This window comes from Pseudomonas sp. PvP100, from assembly GCF_017833055.1.
GTDB classification, from domain to species: Bacteria; Pseudomonadota; Gammaproteobacteria; order Pseudomonadales; family Pseudomonadaceae; genus Aquipseudomonas; species Aquipseudomonas syringae.
The window spans coordinates 5,550,773-5,570,297 of record NZ_JAFIBO010000001.1 but is presented as its reverse complement, the minus strand read 5'-3'; the positions used below and the strand labels follow the sequence as shown (position 1 = coordinate 5,570,297).

Here is a 19,525-nt window from a genome sequence, read left to right as displayed (position 1 = left end):
GCTGAATCAGGCAGACGATGATCAAGGTTCTACACTTCTTCAAAACCTATTACCCGGACACCACCGGCGGGATAGAGCAGGTCATTTTCCAGCTCGCTCAGGGCTGCCGTGCGCTGGATGTAGAAAGCCAGGTGCTGACGCTGAGCCCATCCCCCTCACCCGCTCGCCTGCAGGTCGCCGACCACCAGGTCACGCGCGTGAAGGAAAACTTCAATCTGGCGTCCACGGGCTTTTCTGCCAGCGTTTTCAGCCAGTTCAGAGAGATGGCCGCAGAAGCCGATCTGGTTCATTTTCATTTCCCCTGGCCGCTGATGGATCTGGTGCATTTCGCCACCCGCCATGGCCGGCCAACGGTGCTCAGTTATCACTCGGACATCATCAAGCAGCGCACACTGCTGAAGCTGTACAGCCCGTTGATGAACCAGTTTCTCCAACGCATGGACCGTATTCTGGTGGCCTCGCCCAATTATCTGCAGACCAGCGAGACCCTGAAGCCCTTCGCCGACAAGACCGTGGTCGTGCCCTACGGGCTGGATCAGTCGGCCTATCCGGTGGTCCCGGCGCAGAAACGATCAGAATGGCAGCAGCGCGTGCCGGGCAAGTTCTTTCTGTTCGTCGGCGTGCTGCGCTATTACAAGGGCCTGCACACACTGCTCAGTGCCTTGGAGGGCGTTGATTACCCGGTGGTGATCCTCGGTGGTGGGCCTCAGGAGGCCGAGTTGAAGGAACAGGCTGAGAAACTGCAACTGCGCAACGTGCTGTTTCTCGGTCGACTGGACGATGAAGACAAGGCGTGTCTGCTGCAGATGTGTTATGCCTTGGTCTTCCCTTCCCACCTACGCTCGGAAGCGTTCGGCATCTCGCTGCTTGAAGCCTCGATGTATGGCAAGCCGATGATCTCCTGCGAGATCGGCACCGGCACTACCTACGTGAATATCGACGAAGAAACCGGTCTGGCAGTACCACCGGAAAATCCGCTGGCGTTGCGCGAAGCGATGCGCCGCTTGTGGGAAGACCCGGAGCAAGCGGCCCGCTTCGGCGAGAACGCGCTGGCACGGTTCCACGAGGTGTTCACCGCAGAAAGAATGTGCGCGTCGACTGTGCAGGTTTATCACGACCTGCTGAAATGAATGTCGTCTCTCGATGAATGAAAAAGCCCCATCACTGGGGCTTTTTACTGACCACCTGGCGTATCACCCCAAGCGAAACCGCGCCGTATTGTCATTCAGCGCCCGACTGCCCTGACTCAAGGTATCCGCCGCCTGATTGACCGCACGGGCACCTTCCAGCAAACGCCCTGCGGCCTGATCGACCTGCTGGATGTTGCTGCTCACTTCATCAGCGGTCGTCGCCTGTTCTTCCACGGCGGTGGATATCTGCGCCAGCGTATCGGTCACACCCTGCACTGCTATGGCGATTTCGCCCAGGCGGACGCCCAGACCGGTCACCGACTGCGCATCGTTGACGGCTTGTCCGCAGGCCGCCTCCATCAGGTTGACCGCCTGCGTCACGGTGGAGCGCAAGCTGTCGACCGTTCCGGCGATCTGAGCGGTCGAGGCCTGGGTGCGCTGGGACAGGCTGCGCACTTCATCGGCAACCACCGCGAACCCGCGGCCTTGCTCACCGGCGCGCGCCGCCTCGATGGCTGCGTTGAGGGCCAGCAGGTTGGTCTGTTCGGCGATACCGCGAATGGCATCCACCACCGATTGAATCTGCTGGCCCTGCTCGCTGACCCGGCCCAGCGCGGCGGCAGTTTCGGTCAGCCGCTGATTGAGTTGCTGGATGCTGTCAGTGGTGCGCTGGCTGTCCTGGCTGCTTTGCTGAGCAATCTGACGCGTCTGCCTGGCGCTTTCCGATGCCTGCTCACAGCTTCTGGCCACGCCCTGGGAAGTGGCAGCCAGCTCAGTGGCTGCGGCGGCGATCTGACTGATCTGCTGTTGCTGGTCCTCGACTTCGGTGAGCGTCCCGCTGGACTGAGCACTGAGCGTCAGCACGGCGTCGCCGACGCGAACGGTTTCCTGATTGACGCCCAGCAGGCTGGTGCGCAATTGCACCACCGCGACGTTAAGCGCGCGGCTGATGGCAGCCAGCTCGTCACGGCCCTGCACAGCCACTTCCACACACAGATTGCCGTCACGCAGGGATTCAGCCAGCGTGGTGATGCCTCTGGCGCTGTTGCGAATCGAGGATTGCAGACAGGCGAACAGATAGATCGCCATGATCACCAGAACACAGAAGACCAACGCCATCGGGATGAACTCCGTGTTGGAGCTCTCATGGTAGTAATCGAGGCGTCCGTTGAGCGCCTCAAGCGACTGCCTGCGCAACTCCGTCGTGCTGCCGGTCAGGGTGTCGATGCTCTTTTCGAACTCTTCCGGCTTGAGCTTGATACTGCCGCCGAAAACACCGTCATCAATCACCTTAAGCTGTGCTTCCAGCACTTGCATTACTGCAGCGTACTTGTCGGCCCACGGCTGCAACTGCTCGGGAAGCTTGGACAGCAGCAGGCCGGCAGCCTTTTGCATCTGGTCCTTGGAGTCATCGATGCGACCACGCAGGTCGCGCATTTGCAGACGGCTCTGCAAGCTGAACTGACCCGATGCCACTGACGTCTGCCCCACACTCGACAGACGACCGATACGCTCGATCAGGTCCGGCACTTGCTGGGTGGAGAGCTGCATGAGCATGTAGGTTTCAAGCCAGGGATCGAGAATCAAACCGCTGTCCATCGCGATCTGCTCGCGCAGTGCCTGCACCAGGTTCAGCACCGTAGTGAATCGGTCGTAGCCATCAGGCCACCAGCCCACCGTGCGCAATGATGCCGTGTCCAGACCGGTGACGGCGGCTTGAAGCGCCTTGAAACGGTTCATGGTATCGGCAGGTGCTTTTTCTTCGACCAGTACCGCCTGAACGCCCTCAAGCGCCTTGGCAATGCGAGGGATGCCTGCATCGACGCTGGCCATGGCAGCCTTTGCAGCCGGAGTCGGCTCGCGCAGGATGTCGGCGGCTTTCCAGCGTGCGGCATGATCGCGTTGGGCGGACAGCTCGACGTTCAGATCGTCGAGCGCCAGCAACTGACGCACGCCGGATTGCTCCCCGGAAATGACATCGAGCTTGTTGCTGTACTCCTTGGTGATGACCCATGCGCTGCCCGCCAGCGGCAACATGAACAGCAGGAACAAGACCTGAAACTTGCGAGCAAAACCAAAATGTCCCATCAGGCGCATGCCTGGTGACAAAAGACTGTTCATGTCCTGCGACTCCCGGTGAACACCTGCCAGATCTGCAAAAACAGAGGCGATGCCTTTTGTTGGAAAAACACTAACAGCAAAATGCCATGTTCTTGTTTCAATGGCGATACGCGTCGCCTCAGATTGGTACGCAAAGTGTCGCCATTCATTGTTTTTGGCGTCAAAAAGCTTCTCAAACGAGCTATCAGGCACATCCAAGCAAGAACCGGACCGCCCAGCAGACAGAAAAAGTGCTTTAGGGCAGCCATTTATTCATCCAGCAAAAAGGTCGAAAAAAGTAGACTGGAGAACGACAATCGACCACCACGCAGCAGTGCTCTCGCCATCAAGGAGGTCTTCATGACCACCCCACCCGCCTCGCCACGTATCGTCGCGCAACCGTCCAGGCCGCAATTGAGCGCCGGTCAGAAGAAATTCAACACGCTGATGGAAAAGCTCGAAGCCAGGCGCACGCTTTTGCAGCAGTGGCTCTCGATTTCAGCCACCTGCGAAAAGCTGTGGATCGAAGAACTGGTTCCGATGCTCAGTGAGCAGGCCGCGAACGAGATGAACAAGCTGCGCTTGCTTGACGTAGCTTTCGATCAGTTTCGCCTGGCCACAAAAGACAGAGCCACGCTGCTCGAGATTATCTGCGACCTGACCACGTCGCTCATTGGCGGCGAACATGATGAAGAACTCAAGCATCTCTACTTCAAATACACCGGCAACGACTACGACGAGGAGGAGCGCCTGCAAAGACAGCGGTTCAAATCATCGCTGGAAGAAGATCTGGGCGTGGAACTGGACGACGATGTCGACCTGGACTCCCTCGAAGACGTGACCCGGCATGTTGAAGAGAAGCTGAGAGAACAGGCCGAGCAGGCGCAAGGCGCACAGAAGCCGAAAAAGCCGACGGCCAGCGAACTGCGTCGTGAGCAGGAAGAGGCTGAAGGCAGCCAGTCACTGCGCGAAATTTACCGCAAGCTGGCCAGCGCGCTGCACCCGGACCGTGAACAGGATGCCGATGAGCGCGAGCGAAAAACGGCGCTCATGCAACGGGTCAACGAGGCCTATGAAAATGACAACCTGCTGGCGCTGCTACAGATGCAAATGGAGATCGAGCAAATCGATCAGAGCCACATCGACAGCATCTCCGACAAGCGCCTCAAGCATTTCAACCGGATCCTGAGCGAACAGCTCAGAGAGCTGGAAGACGAGATCCATGATCGCAAGATGCTGATCCGGGAACAATTCCTGATGGACCCGTACGAGGACCTCAAACCCAAGACTGCCAACACAAAATGTGCCAGGCAGGTCAACGCCATACGGGAGCATCTCGACGAGGAACAGGACGAACTGCAGTTACTGACCGACCCGAAAAGCCTTAAAGCCTGGCTCAGGGATCAACGGGAGATGGCCGAGATGCTGGAGAGAGTAGAAGAATTCGATGACCTGGAAATGCTGGAGACCCTGTTGCGCTGAAACCCCGAAAAACCTGACTCCAACCCGGGCTTCGACCTAACCGGTTGATCGCACGCAATTATTTTTCACAACAACGCTTGACACATATGCGTTCTCCGAGAATAATGCGCGCCACTTGGCTACATAGCTCAGTTGGTTAGAGCATAGCATTCATAATGCTGGGGTCCGGGGTTCAAGTCCCTGTGTAGCCACCAAGTACCGATTCACAGTTTTCTTCTGATAACTGTGAATCAACAAGAAGCCCGCCTCGTGCGGGCTTTCTTGTTTCTGGCCTTCCTGTTTTGTCACCACTCTTATGCCCCCCTGCGCATGCTTCAATCACGCCTCCTGGATGATCCGCGCAAATTCAGGACGTCGTCGGGAGACGGGTTTCCCTGGCGAGGGTCAACCAGGCCTCGGCCGCAGGTGACAAGTGCGCGTTCTTGCGCCATGCCAACACCATATGCCAATCCGTATCCGGCTCGTTCAGCGCAACCAATCGAATCCCGTCGTGATAGTGCTTCTGCGCCAGCATTCTCGGCAAGAATGCGACACCCAACCCTGCCGAGACCAGATCTACAATAAAGTCGACCTGACCACTGCGTGCAGTCACTTTGGGCGTAACGCCCTTGCGGTCGCAGGCCAGTTTAATCATGGTATTCAGTGCAAACCCCGCCTCGAAGAGGATAAACGGCGTTTCGGCCAGGTCTTCAATGACGACTCGTTTGCGCTTGGCCAATGGATGGTTCGCTGCCATGACCACCACCACGGGCTCGATACGCACATCCTGGTAATCAAACTCTTCACTGAACGAGTTCATCTTCAGCAGTGCTGCCAGCTCTACTTCTCCCGAAGCCAGGCACTCATGCAGTTTGCTCGCGCCGTGTTCGGTGAGCTGAATATCGATATCCGGATAGCGGGCGCGGTATTGAGTGAACATGGCGGCGAAAAGCGCACCACTGCCCACGGGTGGCAGACCGATGCGCAACACGCCGCCCTTCAAACCACGCAGGTCGTTGAGCTCGGTCAGCAGATCGCTGCGCTCGGCCAACAGGGTCAAGGCGCGGCGGTAGACGATTTCGCCGGCGGCGGTCAGTTCGCTGCGGTGGCCAATGCGGCTCAACAGCGGCGTGCCCAATTCGTCTTCAAGGGTCTTGACGGCCTTGCTGACGGTGGACTGGGTGAGCGATACCACGTCAGCGGCCTGGGAGAAGCTACCCTGACGTACCACTTCGACAAAAGTGCGTAATGTTCGAAGGTTCACAAGTATTCGATTTCCGACTGAATTCAAGTTGTATTAGTTGTTTTTATCATAGTCGGTTTTTCCGTAATCTGAACCTGCCGCTCCCCCCTGGCGGCCTTGGTTCGTAGATTTATTCGCTCAGGAAAACGTCATGATTATTTCTTCGGCATCCGATTACCGTGCAGCGGCCAAACGCAAACTCCCGCGTTTTCTGTTTGATTACATTGACGGCGGTGCGTATGCAGAGCACACGCTGCGTGCCAATGGTTCGGACCTGGCCGATATCAGCCTGCGCCAGCGCGTCCTGAAAAATGTCGATAACGTGAGTCTTGAAACCAGGCTGTTTGGCGAAACCCTGGCCATGCCGATTGTCCTCAGCCCCGTGGGACTGAGCGGAATGTATGCGCGCCGGGGTGAAGTGCAGGCAGCCAAGGCCGCGGCGAACAAGCGGATTCCATTCTGCCTGTCGACGGTGTCGGTGTGTTCGATTGAAGAGGTAGCGTCGCAGAGCAAGCAGGCGATCTGGTTTCAGCTCTACGTGCTCAAAGACCGTGGTTTTATGAAAAACGCTCTGGAGCGTGCCAGGGCGGCGGGCGTCACGACGCTGGTCTTTACCGTCGACATGCCAACGCCCGGTGCGCGTTATCGCGATGCGCACTCGGGCATGTCCGGGCCTTATGCCGCGCCTCGACGCATTCTGCAAGCCATGACCAAGCCGGACTGGGCGCTGAATGTCGGCCTGCTCGGTCGCCCTCATGATCTGGGCAATATCTCCAGATACCTGGGCAAGGCCACCACGCTGGAAGATTATGTGGGCTGGCTGGCGAACAACTTCGACCCGTCCATCAGCTGGAAGGATCTGGAGTGGATTCGTGAGTTCTGGCAAGGCCCGATGATCATCAAGGGCATTCTCGATCCGCAGGATGCCAGGGATGCGCTGAGTTTTGGCGCGGACGGCGTTGTGGTATCCAACCACGGCGGACGCCAGCTGGATGGCGCACTGTCCACCGCCAAGGCTTTGCCGCCTATTGTTCAGGCGGTCGGCAGTGACCTGACGGTGCTGGCCGACTCCGGCATTCGCTCGGGTCTTGATGTGGTGCGCATGCTCGCCCTCGGCGCCAAGGGCGTGCTGCTCGGACGCTCGATGGCCTATGCGCTGGGCGCAGATGGGCAGCGTGGCGTCGAGAATATGCTGGATATTTTTGCCAGGGAAATGCATGTGGCGATGACGCTGACCGGGGTGACGTCGATTGAGCAGATCGACGAAAGTATTCTGGTTAAATCAGCTGTTTGACAGCGCTGCTGGACTGGATCGTGACTCGAGTCGGCCTTTCGACGAACTGCATTTTTCACTTTGAATGTCTGGTCTATGCTCGAAAATGATGGTTCAAGACGAGCCAGCATTTCTCATGACGGAGCAAAGCATGCGTAAACTTGTACTCTCAATGACTGCCGCCCTCTTCCTGACAGGTGCTGTAGCGCCAGTCGCCTTTGCAGAGAGTGAACTGGAAAAGGGTGTCCGGCACGATAACCGTGAGCTGGATAAAGGTGTCGATCATGACGCCAAGGAAGTGGACAAGGGCGTGAAGCACGACGCCGACGAAGTCGACAAAGGTGCGAAGCATGACGACAAAGAGCGTCACAAGGCCGACAAGCACATCGATAAAGAGGTTAAAAAGGATCTCTGACCAAAAAGCCTGCCACCGAGCAGGCTTTTTTCATGGGCGGATTGCGCTGGACGGTCCAGCAGGGCTGCTGAAACATCCACGCACTGGTGCTGTTACTCTTTCGCTTTTGAAGACCGGGCCAACTACCAAGTGTCAGTGGCCCGACCTCTGTTACTGGATATACGGTCAGATCTTGAAACTGTCGACCAGTTGTTTCAAACGCCCGGCCTGTTGCGAAAGCGCAGCACAATCCTTGAGCGTTTCATTAAGGTTGGCCACGCCTTGTTGATTAAGCGTGTTGATCTGATTGATATCGATATTGAGTGTTTCCACAACAGCAGTCTGCTCTTCTGTCGCAGCGGCGACCGATTGATTCATGCCATCAATATCGCCTATGCGCCGTGTTACCTCGCGCAGCCGACTGCCCGCCTGATTGGCAACTTCGACACTTTCCTGACTCGACGTCTGGCTTTCATTCATGTTGAGCACTGCATGCTGAGAACCGGTCTGCAGACCGCCAATCATCTTGTGAATCTCGTCGGCAGAGGTCTGGGTACGATGCGCGAGGTTGCGTACCTCGTCGGCAACTACCGCAAAACCGCGTCCGGCCTCACCCGCGCGGGCGGCTTCGATGGCGGCGTTAAGGGCCAGCAGGTTGGTCTGTTGCGAGATGCCTTTGATGACATCCAGAATATGGCCGATGTTTTCGGTGCTGGCGTTGAGTTGCTCGATCTGCGTGCAGGAATCACTGATCTTGGCCGACAGCGCGCTCATGGCGTGGATCGTTTTCTCGACCACTACCTGACCGTCTTCTGCCTGGTTGCGGGCCTCACTGGCCTGGATCGAGGCGTCCGATGCGTTGCGGGCAATCTCCTGGGTTGCAGCACCCAGCTCGTTGATCGCTGCAGCGACGTTGTTGGTTCGGGCACTCTGCTCATCGAAACCGACGATGGACGAGTTGGAGGAGTTGACCACCCGTTGCGACAGGTCATGCACCTGAAGCGTCGCGGAGGACACTTCGACGATGGACGCGTGCACGCGCTCCACGAACTGATTGAACGAACCGCCCAGTGCGGCGAACTCGTCCTTGCCCTGAATACTCAGGCGCCGAGTCAAATCACCCTCGCCTTGGGCGATGTCCTGCATCGCACGGCCCATGTCGGTCAGCGGGCGCATCAGCGCACGAATGAGCAGGCTCAACAGCAACGCAATCACGGCGACTGCAATCAGCACGGCAACCATCGCCGAGCTGCGAAACTGGCTTAACGGCGCATAGGCCTTTTCCTTGTCGATCGACAGACCAATGTACCAGTCAGCCGAGGGCAGCCCGGTGATGGGGGTGAATGACAGCAGCCTTTGCTGACCATTAAGGGTCACCTCACGCAGGCGCGCGTCCAGGCTAATGGTCTGGCCAGGGTAGACGTCCTTGAGGTTTTTCATTACCTGTTCCTTGTCCGGACTGACGATGATCTGTCCGTCGCCACTGACCAGAAAGGCGTAACCCAGGCCACCGAACTCGACCGAGTTGATGATCTTGACCAGCGTGTCGAGGCTCAGGTCGCCGCCGACGACACCCGTGACTTGACCTTCCGCCTTGACCGGGCTGGCGATCGTTACCACCAGGCCACCCACGGAAGCCAGATACGGCGCGCTGAGAATGGTCTTGCCTGCGTCGACGGTGGACTTGTACCACGGCCGCTGGCGAGGGTCGTAACCCGCAGGCATGTCCACATTGGGCCGTTGGGTGAACGCGCCTTTGCTGTCACCGACATAGGTGAACTGAAAGGTCGATACCAGCGCAGACTGCGATACCAGCCCGCCGAGGTCGGAATTGACGCCCTGAAAAGCTACGTTCTGGGTGAGATTTTCCAGCACCAGAATGCGCCCGCTGAGCCAGTTCTGGACGCTGCTGGCAGTCAGTTGACCCGCTTGGCCCACGGAAGACTCGAGGTTCTGGTTGATGGTCTTGCGTTGCAGGTAATCGTTGTAAAAGGTGAACAAGGCGAACGCCAGCACCACTACACCGGCCGCGGCCAGCAGAATCTTATGACGAAACTTCAAATTCATGACAAGGCATCTCAACAGGACTGCTGGAAGCAGGCTCGAATGTCAAAGCAAGTTACGACACAAAAAATGTCATGCCCTGCACCCACAATGAGCCTGCAACGGATAGGGTTTTAATCTCGCAAACACAGCCGACAGTGTGCCGCTCCTCCTGGAATGCGGCGTTTCTAATTCAATGACTTACGCGTTGCTTTATAACGCTGTGCCGGTGCAAATGATATGCCCGGGGAAAAATATTCGGAGCGTGTAGGAACTTTCTTTATTTTTTATTTCAGCTTGGCCATTCCCTGCCGATAGTGTCTGTGTACCTCACCTCACCCTGACCTGTATGCCGTGCCTTTCAGGGATAAAACCGTTTTAATGGCAGTTGTTGGAGAATTTAATGAGTAGCTGGTTTGCAAACATCAGCGTGAATATGAAACTGGCTCTTGGCTTCGGTCTGGTACTTGTTTTCACAGCCATTCTTGCACTGACTGGCTGGACCAGCATGGGCGGGCTGATCAATCGCAGCAACTGGATGAGTGACATCACTTCACTCAATGCACAGTTGACCAAACTGCGCGTAACGCGCCTGCAGTACATGGTGGCCGACGGCGACGAGAAGGTTGCCGAAACCGTGCAGACCTCGCTGGACAGCTTCAAGGCGTATCAGGAAAAACTGCGGGCCTCGTTCAAAAGTCCCGAAAACCTGAAAATGCTCGATCAGTTGGGCATCGTGATCGCTGACTACCAGAAGTCCCTCAACAACATGCGCAGTGGCTATAAGGCCAGCACCGCTGCACGCGATGAACTGACCACCCACGCGAGCAAAAGCCTCGCGGTGTTCGAGCAGCTCGTGACTGAAGTCAGAAACATGGACCCGGCTGACGCCAACCGATTCGAGCAGTACCGACTCGTCACCGATGCCAAAGATGACTTGAGAGTCGCGCGCTATGAAGTGCGCGGCTACACCACCAATGCCACGCCCGAGACCGAGCAGGCAGCTGTTTCGAAACTGGATTCGGCCATCAAGGATCTGGACGCGCTCAAGACGACCTTCAGCGGCACTCAGGCCGATCAGCTCAGGCAGTTGGAAACCTCGTTGATGGCCTATCGGACGACCTTGCAAAACTTCAAGGCGGCAACGGGCACGATTGTCCAGGCGCGCAAAGAAATGACCACGCAAGGGCAGGATATCGTCAAGATCAGCGAGGACATGTACAAGCTGCAACTGGATCGCCGCGATCAGGAAAGCGCACAGGCGCGTACCACGCAGATCGTCTGCACATTGCTGGCTATGATTCTGGGCATCATTGCCGCAGTGATCATCACCCGGCAGATTACCCGTCCCCTGCAGGAAACCCTGGCGGTGGTCGACCGCATTGCCTCCGGTGACCTGACCCAGACCCTGGCCGTGACACGTCGCGATGAGCTCGGCGTTCTGCAGCAAGGCATCCAGCGCATGGGCAGCACCCTGCGCGAGCTGATTGGCGGTATTCGCGACAGCGTCGTACAGATCGCCAGTGCCGCCGAAGAACTATCGGCGGTTACCGAACAGACCAGCGCTGGCGTCAATAGCCAGAAAGTCGAAACCGATCAGGTCGCCACCGCCATGCACGAGATGTCGGCGACGGTTGCAGAAGTGGCGCGCAACGCCGAACAGGCCTCGCAGGCCGCTTCCAACGCCGACCGCGAAGCGCGTGACGGTGACAAGGTGGTGGGTGAAGCGATCGCCCAGATCGAGCGTCTGGCCAACGAAGTGGGTCGCTCCGCCGATGCCATGACTCAGCTAGAGCAGGAAAGCGACAAGATCGGCAAGGTCATGGACGTCATCAAGGCGGTGGCCGAACAGACCAACCTGCTGGCGCTCAACGCCGCCATCGAAGCGGCCCGTGCGGGTGAAGCCGGACGTGGTTTTGCGGTGGTTGCCGACGAAGTTCGCGGCCTGGCACAACGTACGCAGCAATCCACCGTGGAGATCGAAACACTGGTCGCTGCGTTGCAGAGCGGTACGCGTCAGGTGTCCAGCATCATGCTCAACAGCCGCGAACTGACCGTCAGCAGCGTAACCCTTAGCCGTAAGGCTGGCACGTCACTGGGCAGCATCACGCAAACGGTGTCGAGCATTCAGGCGATGAACCAGCAGATTGCCGCCGCCGCTGAAGAGCAAAGCGCGGTCGCTGAGGAAATCAGCCGCAGCATCGTCAACGTGCGCGATGTGTCCGAGCAGACCGCTTCGGCCAGCGAAGAAACCGCTGCGTCCAGCGTCGAGCTGGCGCGCCTGGGCGGGCAGTTGCAGACGATGGTCAGCCACTTCCGGATCTGACCACCCTGCGTTGACATCAAGCCCGGTCTTTACCGGGCTTGATTGTTTCTGCACTCCTGACAGTCACGCCTGTGGCGGCTGGCCGTTGGACGCCGACAGGCCACCGTCTACCGGCAGGTTGACGCCGGTCACGAAGCGCGCGTCGTCGCTGGCCAGGAAGGCGATCACGTCGCCGACGTCTTCGGCTTCGCCCGGGCGACCCAGTGGGATGCGCTCCATGAATTTGGCCATCAATGCTTTGTCACCCAGCATATCTTCGGTCAGCTCGCTGCGGGTCAGCGAGGGGCAGACGGCATTCACGCGTACGCCGTCAGCGCCATGGTCCATGGCCAGCGAACGGGTGAAGTTGGTGATCGCGCCCTTGGCCGCGTTATAGAAGCTCATGCCCCAGTCGCCGCCCAGACCGGACACCGACGAGACGTTGATGATGTTGCCTTTGCTGGCGATCAGTGCCGGCATGGCGGTGCGGGTGCAATAGAACACGCCGTCCAGGTCCACGGACATCAGCTCTTTCCAGTCCTCTATGCCCAGCTCGGTCACTTTGCCGGACTTGACGATGCCGGCATTGTTGACCAGCACATCCAGGCGCCCGAAGCGGGTCGCCACTTCCTTGAACAGCGCTTCCACGTCGCTCGGGTCGGCCACATCCGTGGCTCTGATCAAGTGCCCTTCGCCCTTCAGTTGCGCGGCTACTTTGGCCAACTTGTCGTGATTGCGGCCGACCAGCACGACACTTGCGCCTTCCTCGGCAAAACGTTTGGAGGTCGCCTCGCCGATTCCGGAACCGGCACCTGTGACGACGATGACTTTCTGGGTGAAACGATTCATTCGGCAGTCTCCAAAAAATGAACGGGATTATCGGGTGGACTGCACACCCGCCCGCAGCGTTCACTCGCATTTAATTTTGCTTTCAAGAGCGCTGTAAATGGCCGGTGAATCGTTAAACCTCGACCATGGGTGCGTTGACAACGCGGCGACGGTCTGCAAATAATCCCCGAAGTTGTACGACAACCTATAACGCCAAAAAATAAAAACAACACCGAGGCCAGTCCATCATGAACATTCACGCCGCGCCTGCCCGCCCGATCAGCAAAGGCTCAATCAACGAAGCCTTGATCAGTGACACCTCGTTTACTGAAAACTCGCACTGCCAGACACCCTTCTCGATTCACAACATTCGCTGAAACACAGCGAACGGTACTCGGCCGCCTGCAGGTCGAGGCCATGCCTGGCGACAGGCATCACGTAATCCTCGAAGGTGTCGGCCGCCGCTCGCGCGCGGCCAGGAAAGGGGACGGTTTCACTAAACAAGGGAGCACAACAATAATGACATCTCACACTACCCGCTCACGCATCCTGCTGGGCGTCGGCGGCATGACGCTGATTTTCCCGATGCTCGGCATGGCCGAGGGTTTCGTCGACGACACCAAGGCCACGCTCAACCTGCGTAATGCCTACTTCAACCGCAACTTCACCAACCCGGCTTTCCCGAACAGTGCGGCCCCACAGAACAAGGCCGAGGAATGGACGCAAAGCTTCATTCTCGACGCCAAGTCGGGCTTCACCCAGGGTGTGGTGGGTTTCGGGGTTGACGTGCTGGGCCTGTATTCGCTCAAGCTCGATGGCGGCAAGGGTACGGGTGGCACTCAGTTGCTGCCGATCCACAGCGACGGTCGTCCAGCCGATGATTTCGGGCGTCTGGGCGTGGCGGGCAAGGCGCGGATTTCCAAGACCGAACTGAAGGTCGGCGAGTGGATGCCGGTGCTGCCGATCCTGCGCTCCGATGACGGTCGTTCGTTGCCGCAGACGTTCCGCGGCGGCCAGGTCACCTCCAAGGAGATCGATGGCCTGACGCTGTACGGCGGGCAATTTCGCGGCAACAGCCCGCGCAACGATGCGAGCATGGAAGACATGTCGCTGAACGGGCGAGGCGCATTCACCTCGGACCGCTTCAACTTCGGCGGCGGCGAGTACGTCTTCAACGACAAGCGCACTCAGGTAGGCGTCTGGTACTCGGAACTGCAGGACATCTACCAACAGCAATTCTTCAACCTGCTGCACAGCCAGCCGCTCGGCGATTGGACGCTGGGCGCGAACCTGGGTTACTTCATCGGCAAGGAAGACGGCAACAAACTGGCCGGCGATCTGGATAACAAGACGGCCTACGCGCTGCTCTCTGCCCGCTACGGCGGCAGCACCTTCTATGTCGGTCTGCAGAAGCTGACGGGCGACACGGCGTGGATGCGCGTCAACGGCACCAGTGGCGGTACGCTGGCCAACGACAGTTACAACTCCAGCTACGACAACGCCAAAGAGAAATCCTGGCAGCTGCGTCATGACTACAACTTCGCGACGCTGGGCGTACCCGGTCTGACCCTGATGAACCGCTACATCAGCGGCGACAATGTACACACCGGCAACATCACTGACGGCAAGGAGTGGGGGCGGGAGTCTGAACTGGCCTATACCGTACAAAGCGGTGCATTGAAGAATCTGAACGTCAAATGGCGCAACTCCAGCCTGCGTCGTGATTTCAGCACCAACGAATTCGACGAGAACCGTGTGTTCGTCAGCTACCCTATTTCGTTGCTCTGAAACCGGTGGCAGAGCCTGTCGGCAGCGGCAGGTTTTGCCTTGTTACAAATGTATCCGGCCAAGTGCGTGCCCAGCCCGTTTTTAGACCTTGGCCGCGTTGACAATCAGCGTATGCGGTGCCGATAATCCGGCAAGTCATACGACAACAGATGACAAAAATAACAATCGGGACTTCTCTCATGGCATCGGCTCATACCACTCAAACTCCCTTCAATCGCCTCCTGCTGACCGGCGCGGCAGGTGGCCTGGGCAAGGTATTGCGCGAAACACTGCGCCCTTACACCAACGTGCTGCGGCTTTCCGACATTGCCGAAATGGCGCCCGCTGTCGACGACCGTGAAGAAGTTCAGGTCTGCGACCTGGCCGACAAGGATGCCGTACACCAGTTGGTAGAAGGCGTCGACGCGATCGTGCATTTCGGCGGTGTATCGGTCGAGCGACCGTTCGAGGAGATCCTCGGCGCCAATATCTGCGGCGTGTTCCACATCTACGAAGCCGCCCGCCGGCACGGCGTGAAACGCGTGATCTTCGCCAGCTCCAACCACGTGATCGGTTTCTATAAGCAGACCGAGACCATCGACGCGCACTCCCCTCGCCGCCCGGACAGCTACTACGGTCTGTCCAAGTCCTACGGCGAAGACATGGCCAGCTTCTACTTCGATCGCTACGGCATCGAAACCGTGAGCATCCGCATTGGCTCGTCGTTTGCCGAACCGCAAAACCGCCGAATGATGAGCACCTGGCTGAGCTTTGCTGACCTGACCCAGTTGATCGAGCGCTCGCTGTACACGCCAGACGTGGGCCATACCGTGGTCTACGGCGTCTCGGACAACAAGACCGTCTGGTGGGACAACCGCCTGGCCAGCAAACTGGACTACACCCCGAAAGACAGCTCGGAAGTTTTTCGCGAGAAGGTCGAAGCCCAGCCGCTGCCGGCAGCCGATGACCCGGCAATGCTGTACCAGGGCGGAGCCTTTGTGGCGTCAGGACCGTTCGGCGACCAATAAGCAGCGCTTTCCTCTCGCAGCACTCTGGAGACACGAACCGTCATGGATGCCGAACTGATTGTCGATGCACAGAACGCCACCGGCGAAAGCCCGGTCTGGAGCGTGCGTGACCAAGCGTTGTACTGGGTGGATATTCCCAAGGGCGAGTTGCATCGCTGGGATTTCAAGCAGAACAGCACACGCAGTTGGAAAGCGCCGCAAATGCTTGCCTGTATCGCCGCCGATAGCCGGGGCGGCTGGGTGGCGGGGATGGAGAACGGAATCTTTCATTTGCAGCCCTGCGAAGACGGCAGCCTGATCAGCACGCTTCTGGCCAGCGTCGAACACGCGCAGGCTGGCATGCGCTTCAACGATGGCCGCTGCGACCGACAGGGTCGTTTCTGGGCAGGCACCATGTTCATGGACATGGCCGCCGGTGCGAGGGTGGGGGCGTTATATCGCTACAGCGCCAGCCAGACCACGCTGGACGCGCAGCTCAAGGATTTCATCGTCCCCAACGGCCTGGCGTTCAGCCCCGACGGCAAGACCATGTACCTGTCCGACTCGCACCCCAGCGTGCAGCAGATCTGGGCGTTCGATTACGACACTGACAGCGGCACGCCGCGCAATCGCCGCCTGTTCGTCGACATGAACCAATACCTGGGTCGTCCCGACGGCGCGGCGATCGACACCGATGGCTGCTACTGGATCTGTGGCAACGACGAAGGCCTGGTTCATCGCTTCACCCCCGCCGGCAAACTCGACCACTCTCTGGTCGTGCCGGTGAAAAAGCCAGCCATGTGCGCCTTTGGCGGCCCTAACCTGGACACCCTGTTCGTGACGTCCATTCGCCCGGGTGGCGATATTGGCGATCAGCCACTGGCCGGTGGCGTGTTCGCACTGCGACCTGGCGTCCAGGGCCTGGAGGAACCCACATTTCAAGGCTGACAGCGCCCTACCGAAAATCCCGTAGCTCGACCAAAAATAACAAAATCGGAGATATCCATGGATTTCAAACGCAAGCTTCTCATCGCAGCACTTCCGCTGGCCTTCTGTGTGTCAGGCATGGCCCACGCTGACATCAAAATCAAATTCGCCGAGGTTCATCCCGCTGGCTATGCGCCGGTCGTGGCAGAACAGAAAATGGGCAAGAAACTCGAAGATCAATCCAAAGGCGAGATCAGTTTCAAGATGTACGCGGGCGGTGTGCTTGGCTCCGAGAAGGAAGTCGTTGAGCAGGTGCAGAGCGGCGCCGTGCAGATGACCCGCGTCAGCCTCGGCATCGTTGGCCCTGTAGTGCCGGACGTCAACGTCTTCAACCTGCCGTTCGTGTTCCGTGATCAGGCGCACATGCGCACCATCATCGATGGCGAGATCGGTCAGGAAATCCTCGACAAGATCACCAACTCCGAATTCAACATGGTCGCCCTGGCCTGGATGGATGGCGGCACCCGCAACCTGTACACCAAGAAGCCGGTACGCCAGATTTCCGACCTCAAAGGCATGAAAATCCGCGTTCAGGGCAACCCGGTGTTCATCGAAACCATTAACGACATGGGCGGCAACGGCATCGCCATGGCCACCGGCGAGATCTTCAGCGCCCTGCAGACCGGCGTCATTGACGGTGCGGAAAACAACCCGCCGACGTATTTCCAGCACAACCACTACCAGAACGCCAAGTTCTTCACCATGACCGAACACCTGATTCTGCCCGAGCCCATCGTGATGTCGAAAACCACGTGGCAAAAGCTCAATCCCGAGCAGCAGGCGCTGGTGAAAAAGCTGGCGCGTGAAGCGCAGATGGAAGAACGCGTGCTGTGGGACAAGTCGTCGGCCGAAGCCGAGACCAAGCTCAAGGCTGCTGGTGTCGAATTCATCACGCTGACGCCTGAGCAGAAGAAAGCCTTCTACGACGCGACCCAGCCGGTACGCGACAAATTCCGCGCGCCTTACAAGGATCTGATCAGCCGCATCGAAGCGGTCCAGACCAATCCTGCACTGGCGGCGAGCCCCCCCCAAGCGGCCCAATAAGCCTGTCCCGATCAAGCAGCGGGAACGAGCACCAGCTCGTTCGCCGCAGCAGTGGTGAGCCTTATGAAAAATACGCTATTGCGCATCAACGATACGCTTTACCGGGTCTGCATCGGCATTGCCGGTCTGTCGGTGTTGATCATGACCCTGATCATCCCCTGGGGCATCTTTGCCCGCTACATACTCGGCAGCGGCTCCAGCTGGCCGGAACCCACCGCCATCCTGCTGATGGTGGTGTTTACCTTCTTCGGCGCCGCCGCCAGTTACCGGGCCGGTGCGCACATGGCCGTGTCGATGGCCGTGGACCGCATGCCGCAACAGGTGCGCAGAGTTGCCGGCGTGGTGGTGCAGATTCTGATGGCGATCGTCGCCCTGTTCATGATCTTCAAGGGCTTCAAGCTGTGCGCCACCACCTGGAATCAATTCGTCGGCGAACTGCCGTTTCTGCGTGTCGGTATCTCTTATCTGCCGATTCCCCTCGGCGGCCTCGTAACCCTGGTCTTCGTCCTGGAAAGGTTGTTGCTGGGTGACCAGAGCCATCGCGCGGTCATGCGTTTCGACGTCATTGAAGAAAGCGAAGGTGCCGCATAAATGGACGCTTTTATACTGTTGGGCAGCTTTATCGCGTTGATCCTGATCGGCATGCCGGTGGCCTACGCGCTGGGCCTTTCAGCCCTGATCGGTGCCTGGTGGATCGACATCCCGGCCGATGCACTGATGATCCAGATTGCGGGTGGCGTGAACAAATTCTCGCTGTTGGCGATTCCGTTCTTCGTGCTGGCCGGAGCGATCATGGCCGAAGGCGGCATGTCGCGACGCCTGGTCGCCTTTGCCGCGGTGCTAGTGGGCTTCGTGCGTGGCGGCCTGTCGCTGGTCAATATCGTGGCTTCGACCTTCTTCGGCGCGATTTCGGGTTCCTCGGTGGCCGACACGGCCTCGGTGGGCTCGGTGCTGATCCCGGAAATGGAACGCAACGGCTACCCGCGGGACTTCTCGACGGCGGTGACCGTCAGCGGCTCGGTGCAGGCGCTGCTGACGCCACCCAGTCACAACTCGGTGCTCTATTCGCTGGCGGCAGGCGGCACGGTGTCGATCGCGTCGCTGTTCATGGCCGGGATCCTCCCGGGCCTGCTGCTCAGCGCTGTGATGATGGGCCTGTGCATGATCTTCGCGCGCAAGCGCAATTACCCCAAGGGTGAAGTTATCCCACTGCGCCAGGCACTGAAAATTGCCGGTGAAGCGCTTTGGGGCATGATGGCCATGGTCATTATTCTCGGCGGCATTCTGTCGGGGATTTTCACGGCCACCGAGTCGGCAGCCATTGCCGTGCTCTGGGCGTTCTTCGTCACCATGTTCATCTACCGCGATTACAAATGGCGCGATCTGCCCAAACTGATGCACCGGGCGGCACGCACCATTTCCATCGTGATGATCCTGATCGGTTTTGCCGCCAGCTTCGGTTACATCCTGACGCTGATGGAAATCCCGATGAAGATCACCACCGCGTTCCTGACCCTGTCGGACAACCGCTACGTGATCCTGATGTGCATCAACGTGATGTTGCTGCTGCTCGGCACGGTCATGGACATGGCGCCGCTGATTCTGATCCTGACCCCGATTCTGTTGCCGGTCATCGTTGGCGTCGGTATCGATCCAGTGCACTTTGGCATGATCATGCTGGTCAATCTGGGGATCGGGCTGATTACCCCGCCAGTGGGCGCGGTGCTGTTTGTCGGTGCCGCAGTGGGTAAAGTCACCATCGAAGCCACGGTAAAAGCACTGGTGCCGTTCTATGTCGCGCTGTTCTTGGTGCTGATGCTGGTGACCTACATTCCTGCCATCTCGTTGTGGCTGCCGAGCGTCGTGCTCTGACGTCTCCCGTTGCAAGGCTGCCGGAGCGCTTGAAAGCGCTCCGGCATGCACCTCTGTTATCCAGCCAAGGA

17 protein-coding genes and 1 tRNA gene are annotated in these 19,525 nt (G+C 58.5%); 13 read left to right on the top strand and 5 right to left on the bottom strand.

Going from position 1 to position 19,525, the window contains the following annotated elements:
• Positions 1-17 precede the first annotated feature (17 nt).
• On the top strand, positions 18-1,130 hold the full coding sequence (locus JOE39_RS24140; protein ID WP_074996647.1) for a glycosyltransferase family 4 protein: 1,113 nt from the start codon (positions 18-20) through the stop codon (positions 1,128-1,130).
• Positions 1,131-1,193: 63 nt separating this feature from the next.
• Here the strand turns inward: JOE39_RS24140 and JOE39_RS24135 are convergent, their stop codons facing one another.
• Together JOE39_RS24135 and JOE39_RS24130 are read right to left on the bottom strand one after the other, a co-directional pair.
• Entirely contained in the window at positions 1,194-3,251 is a 2,058-nt protein-coding gene (locus tag JOE39_RS24135) for a methyl-accepting chemotaxis protein (protein ID WP_032658968.1), read from the bottom strand.
• Positions 3,248-3,499: a hypothetical protein gene (locus tag JOE39_RS24130; protein ID WP_029571917.1), complete on the bottom strand. Its 252-nt coding sequence runs from the start codon at positions 3,497-3,499 to the stop codon at positions 3,248-3,250. The genes JOE39_RS24135 and JOE39_RS24130 overlap by 4 nt, the downstream gene beginning before the upstream one ends.
• 91 nt (positions 3,500-3,590) lie before the next feature.
• On the opposite strand from JOE39_RS24130, the gene JOE39_RS24125 reads away from it, so the two are divergent.
• The gene (locus JOE39_RS24125) at positions 3,591-4,712 is read left to right on the top strand and encodes a J domain-containing protein (RefSeq protein WP_096115395.1); all 1,122 of its coding nucleotides are present in this window, start codon (positions 3,591-3,593) and stop codon (positions 4,710-4,712) included.
• A gap of 117 nt (positions 4,713-4,829) precedes the next feature.
• Positions 4,830-4,906: transfer RNA gene (locus JOE39_RS24120), tRNA-Met, on the top strand.
• A gap of 152 nt (positions 4,907-5,058) precedes the next feature.
• On the opposite strand, the gene JOE39_RS24115 is transcribed toward JOE39_RS24120, so the two are convergent.
• Positions 5,059-5,955 (bottom strand): LysR family transcriptional regulator, encoded by an 897-nt coding sequence (locus tag JOE39_RS24115; protein ID WP_029571919.1) that lies wholly within the window; start codon positions 5,953-5,955, stop codon positions 5,059-5,061.
• Between the two features lie 130 nt (positions 5,956-6,085).
• On the opposite strand from JOE39_RS24115, the gene lldD reads away from it, so the two are divergent.
• Positions 6,086-7,228 (top strand): FMN-dependent L-lactate dehydrogenase LldD, encoded by a 1,143-nt coding sequence (gene lldD, locus JOE39_RS24110; RefSeq protein WP_210078194.1) that lies wholly within the window; start codon positions 6,086-6,088, stop codon positions 7,226-7,228.
• A gap of 130 nt (positions 7,229-7,358) precedes the next feature.
• Positions 7,359-7,622, top strand: a complete 264-nt coding sequence (locus tag JOE39_RS24105; protein ID WP_024662822.1) for a hypothetical protein — start codon at positions 7,359-7,361, stop codon at positions 7,620-7,622.
• 165 nt (positions 7,623-7,787) lie between these two features.
• On the opposite strand, the gene JOE39_RS24100 is transcribed toward JOE39_RS24105, so the two are convergent.
• On the bottom strand, positions 7,788-9,668 hold the full coding sequence (locus tag JOE39_RS24100; RefSeq protein ID WP_065092959.1) for a methyl-accepting chemotaxis protein: 1,881 nt from the start codon (positions 9,666-9,668) through the stop codon (positions 7,788-7,790).
• 379 nt (positions 9,669-10,047) lie between these two features.
• On the opposite strand from JOE39_RS24100, the gene JOE39_RS24095 reads away from it, so the two are divergent.
• Positions 10,048-11,970, top strand: a complete 1,923-nt coding sequence (locus tag JOE39_RS24095) for a methyl-accepting chemotaxis protein (protein ID WP_046719933.1) — start codon at positions 10,048-10,050, stop codon at positions 11,968-11,970.
• Positions 11,971-12,033: 63 nt separating this feature from the next.
• On the opposite strand, the gene JOE39_RS24090 is transcribed toward JOE39_RS24095, so the two are convergent.
• A complete protein-coding gene (locus JOE39_RS24090) occupies positions 12,034-12,798 on the bottom strand; it encodes an SDR family oxidoreductase (protein ID WP_210078196.1) in 765 nt (254 codons plus the stop codon).
• Positions 12,799-13,025: 227 nt separating this feature from the next.
• On the opposite strand from JOE39_RS24090, the gene JOE39_RS26490 reads away from it, so the two are divergent.
• The 7 genes from JOE39_RS26490 (at position 13,026) to JOE39_RS24060 (ending at position 19,454) form a co-directional block, all read left to right on the top strand.
• The gene (locus JOE39_RS26490) at positions 13,026-13,154 is read left to right on the top strand and encodes a hypothetical protein (RefSeq protein WP_264691834.1); all 129 of its coding nucleotides are present in this window, start codon (positions 13,026-13,028) and stop codon (positions 13,152-13,154) included.
• A 142-nt stretch (positions 13,155-13,296) separates the two neighbouring features.
• Complete coding sequence (locus tag JOE39_RS24085) at positions 13,297-14,565, top strand: OprD family porin (protein WP_004419176.1); 1,269 nt, start codon at positions 13,297-13,299, stop codon at positions 14,563-14,565.
• A gap of 179 nt (positions 14,566-14,744) precedes the next feature.
• Positions 14,745-15,572: an NAD(P)-dependent oxidoreductase gene (locus JOE39_RS24080; protein WP_003346007.1), complete on the top strand. Its 828-nt coding sequence runs from the start codon at positions 14,745-14,747 to the stop codon at positions 15,570-15,572.
• A gap of 42 nt (positions 15,573-15,614) precedes the next feature.
• Positions 15,615-16,499 carry an SMP-30/gluconolactonase/LRE family protein gene (locus JOE39_RS24075; RefSeq protein WP_024959451.1) on the top strand — a complete coding sequence of 295 codons (885 nt, stop codon included), beginning with the start codon at positions 15,615-15,617 and terminating at the stop codon, positions 16,497-16,499.
• A 57-nt stretch (positions 16,500-16,556) separates the two neighbouring features.
• A complete protein-coding gene (locus tag JOE39_RS24070; RefSeq protein ID WP_210078198.1) occupies positions 16,557-17,582 on the top strand; it encodes a TRAP transporter substrate-binding protein in 1,026 nt (341 codons plus the stop codon).
• 63 nt (positions 17,583-17,645) lie between these two features.
• Positions 17,646-18,173: a TRAP transporter small permease gene (locus tag JOE39_RS24065; protein WP_004402549.1), complete on the top strand. Its 528-nt coding sequence runs from the start codon at positions 17,646-17,648 to the stop codon at positions 18,171-18,173.
• Positions 18,174-19,454, top strand: a complete 1,281-nt coding sequence (locus JOE39_RS24060; protein WP_003421655.1) for a TRAP transporter large permease — start codon at positions 18,174-18,176, stop codon at positions 19,452-19,454. It abuts the gene before it with no gap.
• Positions 19,455-19,525: the final 71 nt, after the last annotated feature.

Excerpts from the sequence above, each read along its gene's own strand:
- JOE39_RS24140 (WP_074996647.1), top strand. The coding sequence starts at position 18 with ATGATCAAGGTTCTACACTTCTTCAAAACCTATTACCCGGACACCACC.
- JOE39_RS24135 (WP_032658968.1), bottom strand. The coding sequence starts at position 3,251 with ATGAACAGTCTTTTGTCACCAGGCATGCGCCTGATGGGACATTTTGGT.
- JOE39_RS24130 (WP_029571917.1), bottom strand. The coding sequence starts at position 3,499 with ATGGCTGCCCTAAAGCACTTTTTCTGTCTGCTGGGCGGTCCGGTTCTT.
- JOE39_RS24125 (WP_096115395.1), top strand. The coding sequence starts at position 3,591 with ATGACCACCCCACCCGCCTCGCCACGTATCGTCGCGCAACCGTCCAGG.
- lldD (WP_210078194.1), top strand. The coding sequence starts at position 6,086 with ATGATTATTTCTTCGGCATCCGATTACCGTGCAGCGGCCAAACGCAAA.
- JOE39_RS24105 (WP_024662822.1), top strand. The coding sequence starts at position 7,359 with ATGCGTAAACTTGTACTCTCAATGACTGCCGCCCTCTTCCTGACAGGT.
- JOE39_RS24100 (WP_065092959.1), bottom strand. The coding sequence starts at position 9,668 with ATGAATTTGAAGTTTCGTCATAAGATTCTGCTGGCCGCGGCCGGTGTA.
- JOE39_RS24095 (WP_046719933.1), top strand. The coding sequence starts at position 10,048 with ATGAGTAGCTGGTTTGCAAACATCAGCGTGAATATGAAACTGGCTCTT.
- JOE39_RS24090 (WP_210078196.1), bottom strand. The coding sequence starts at position 12,798 with ATGAATCGTTTCACCCAGAAAGTCATCGTCGTCACAGGTGCCGGTTCC.
- JOE39_RS26490 (WP_264691834.1), top strand. The coding sequence starts at position 13,026 with ATGAACATTCACGCCGCGCCTGCCCGCCCGATCAGCAAAGGCTCAATC.
- JOE39_RS24085 (WP_004419176.1), top strand. The coding sequence starts at position 13,297 with ATGACATCTCACACTACCCGCTCACGCATCCTGCTGGGCGTCGGCGGC.
- JOE39_RS24080 (WP_003346007.1), top strand. The coding sequence starts at position 14,745 with ATGGCATCGGCTCATACCACTCAAACTCCCTTCAATCGCCTCCTGCTG.
- JOE39_RS24075 (WP_024959451.1), top strand. The coding sequence starts at position 15,615 with ATGGATGCCGAACTGATTGTCGATGCACAGAACGCCACCGGCGAAAGC.
- JOE39_RS24070 (WP_210078198.1), top strand. The coding sequence starts at position 16,557 with ATGGATTTCAAACGCAAGCTTCTCATCGCAGCACTTCCGCTGGCCTTC.
- JOE39_RS24065 (WP_004402549.1), top strand. The coding sequence starts at position 17,646 with ATGAAAAATACGCTATTGCGCATCAACGATACGCTTTACCGGGTCTGC.
- JOE39_RS24060 (WP_003421655.1), top strand. The coding sequence starts at position 18,174 with ATGGACGCTTTTATACTGTTGGGCAGCTTTATCGCGTTGATCCTGATC.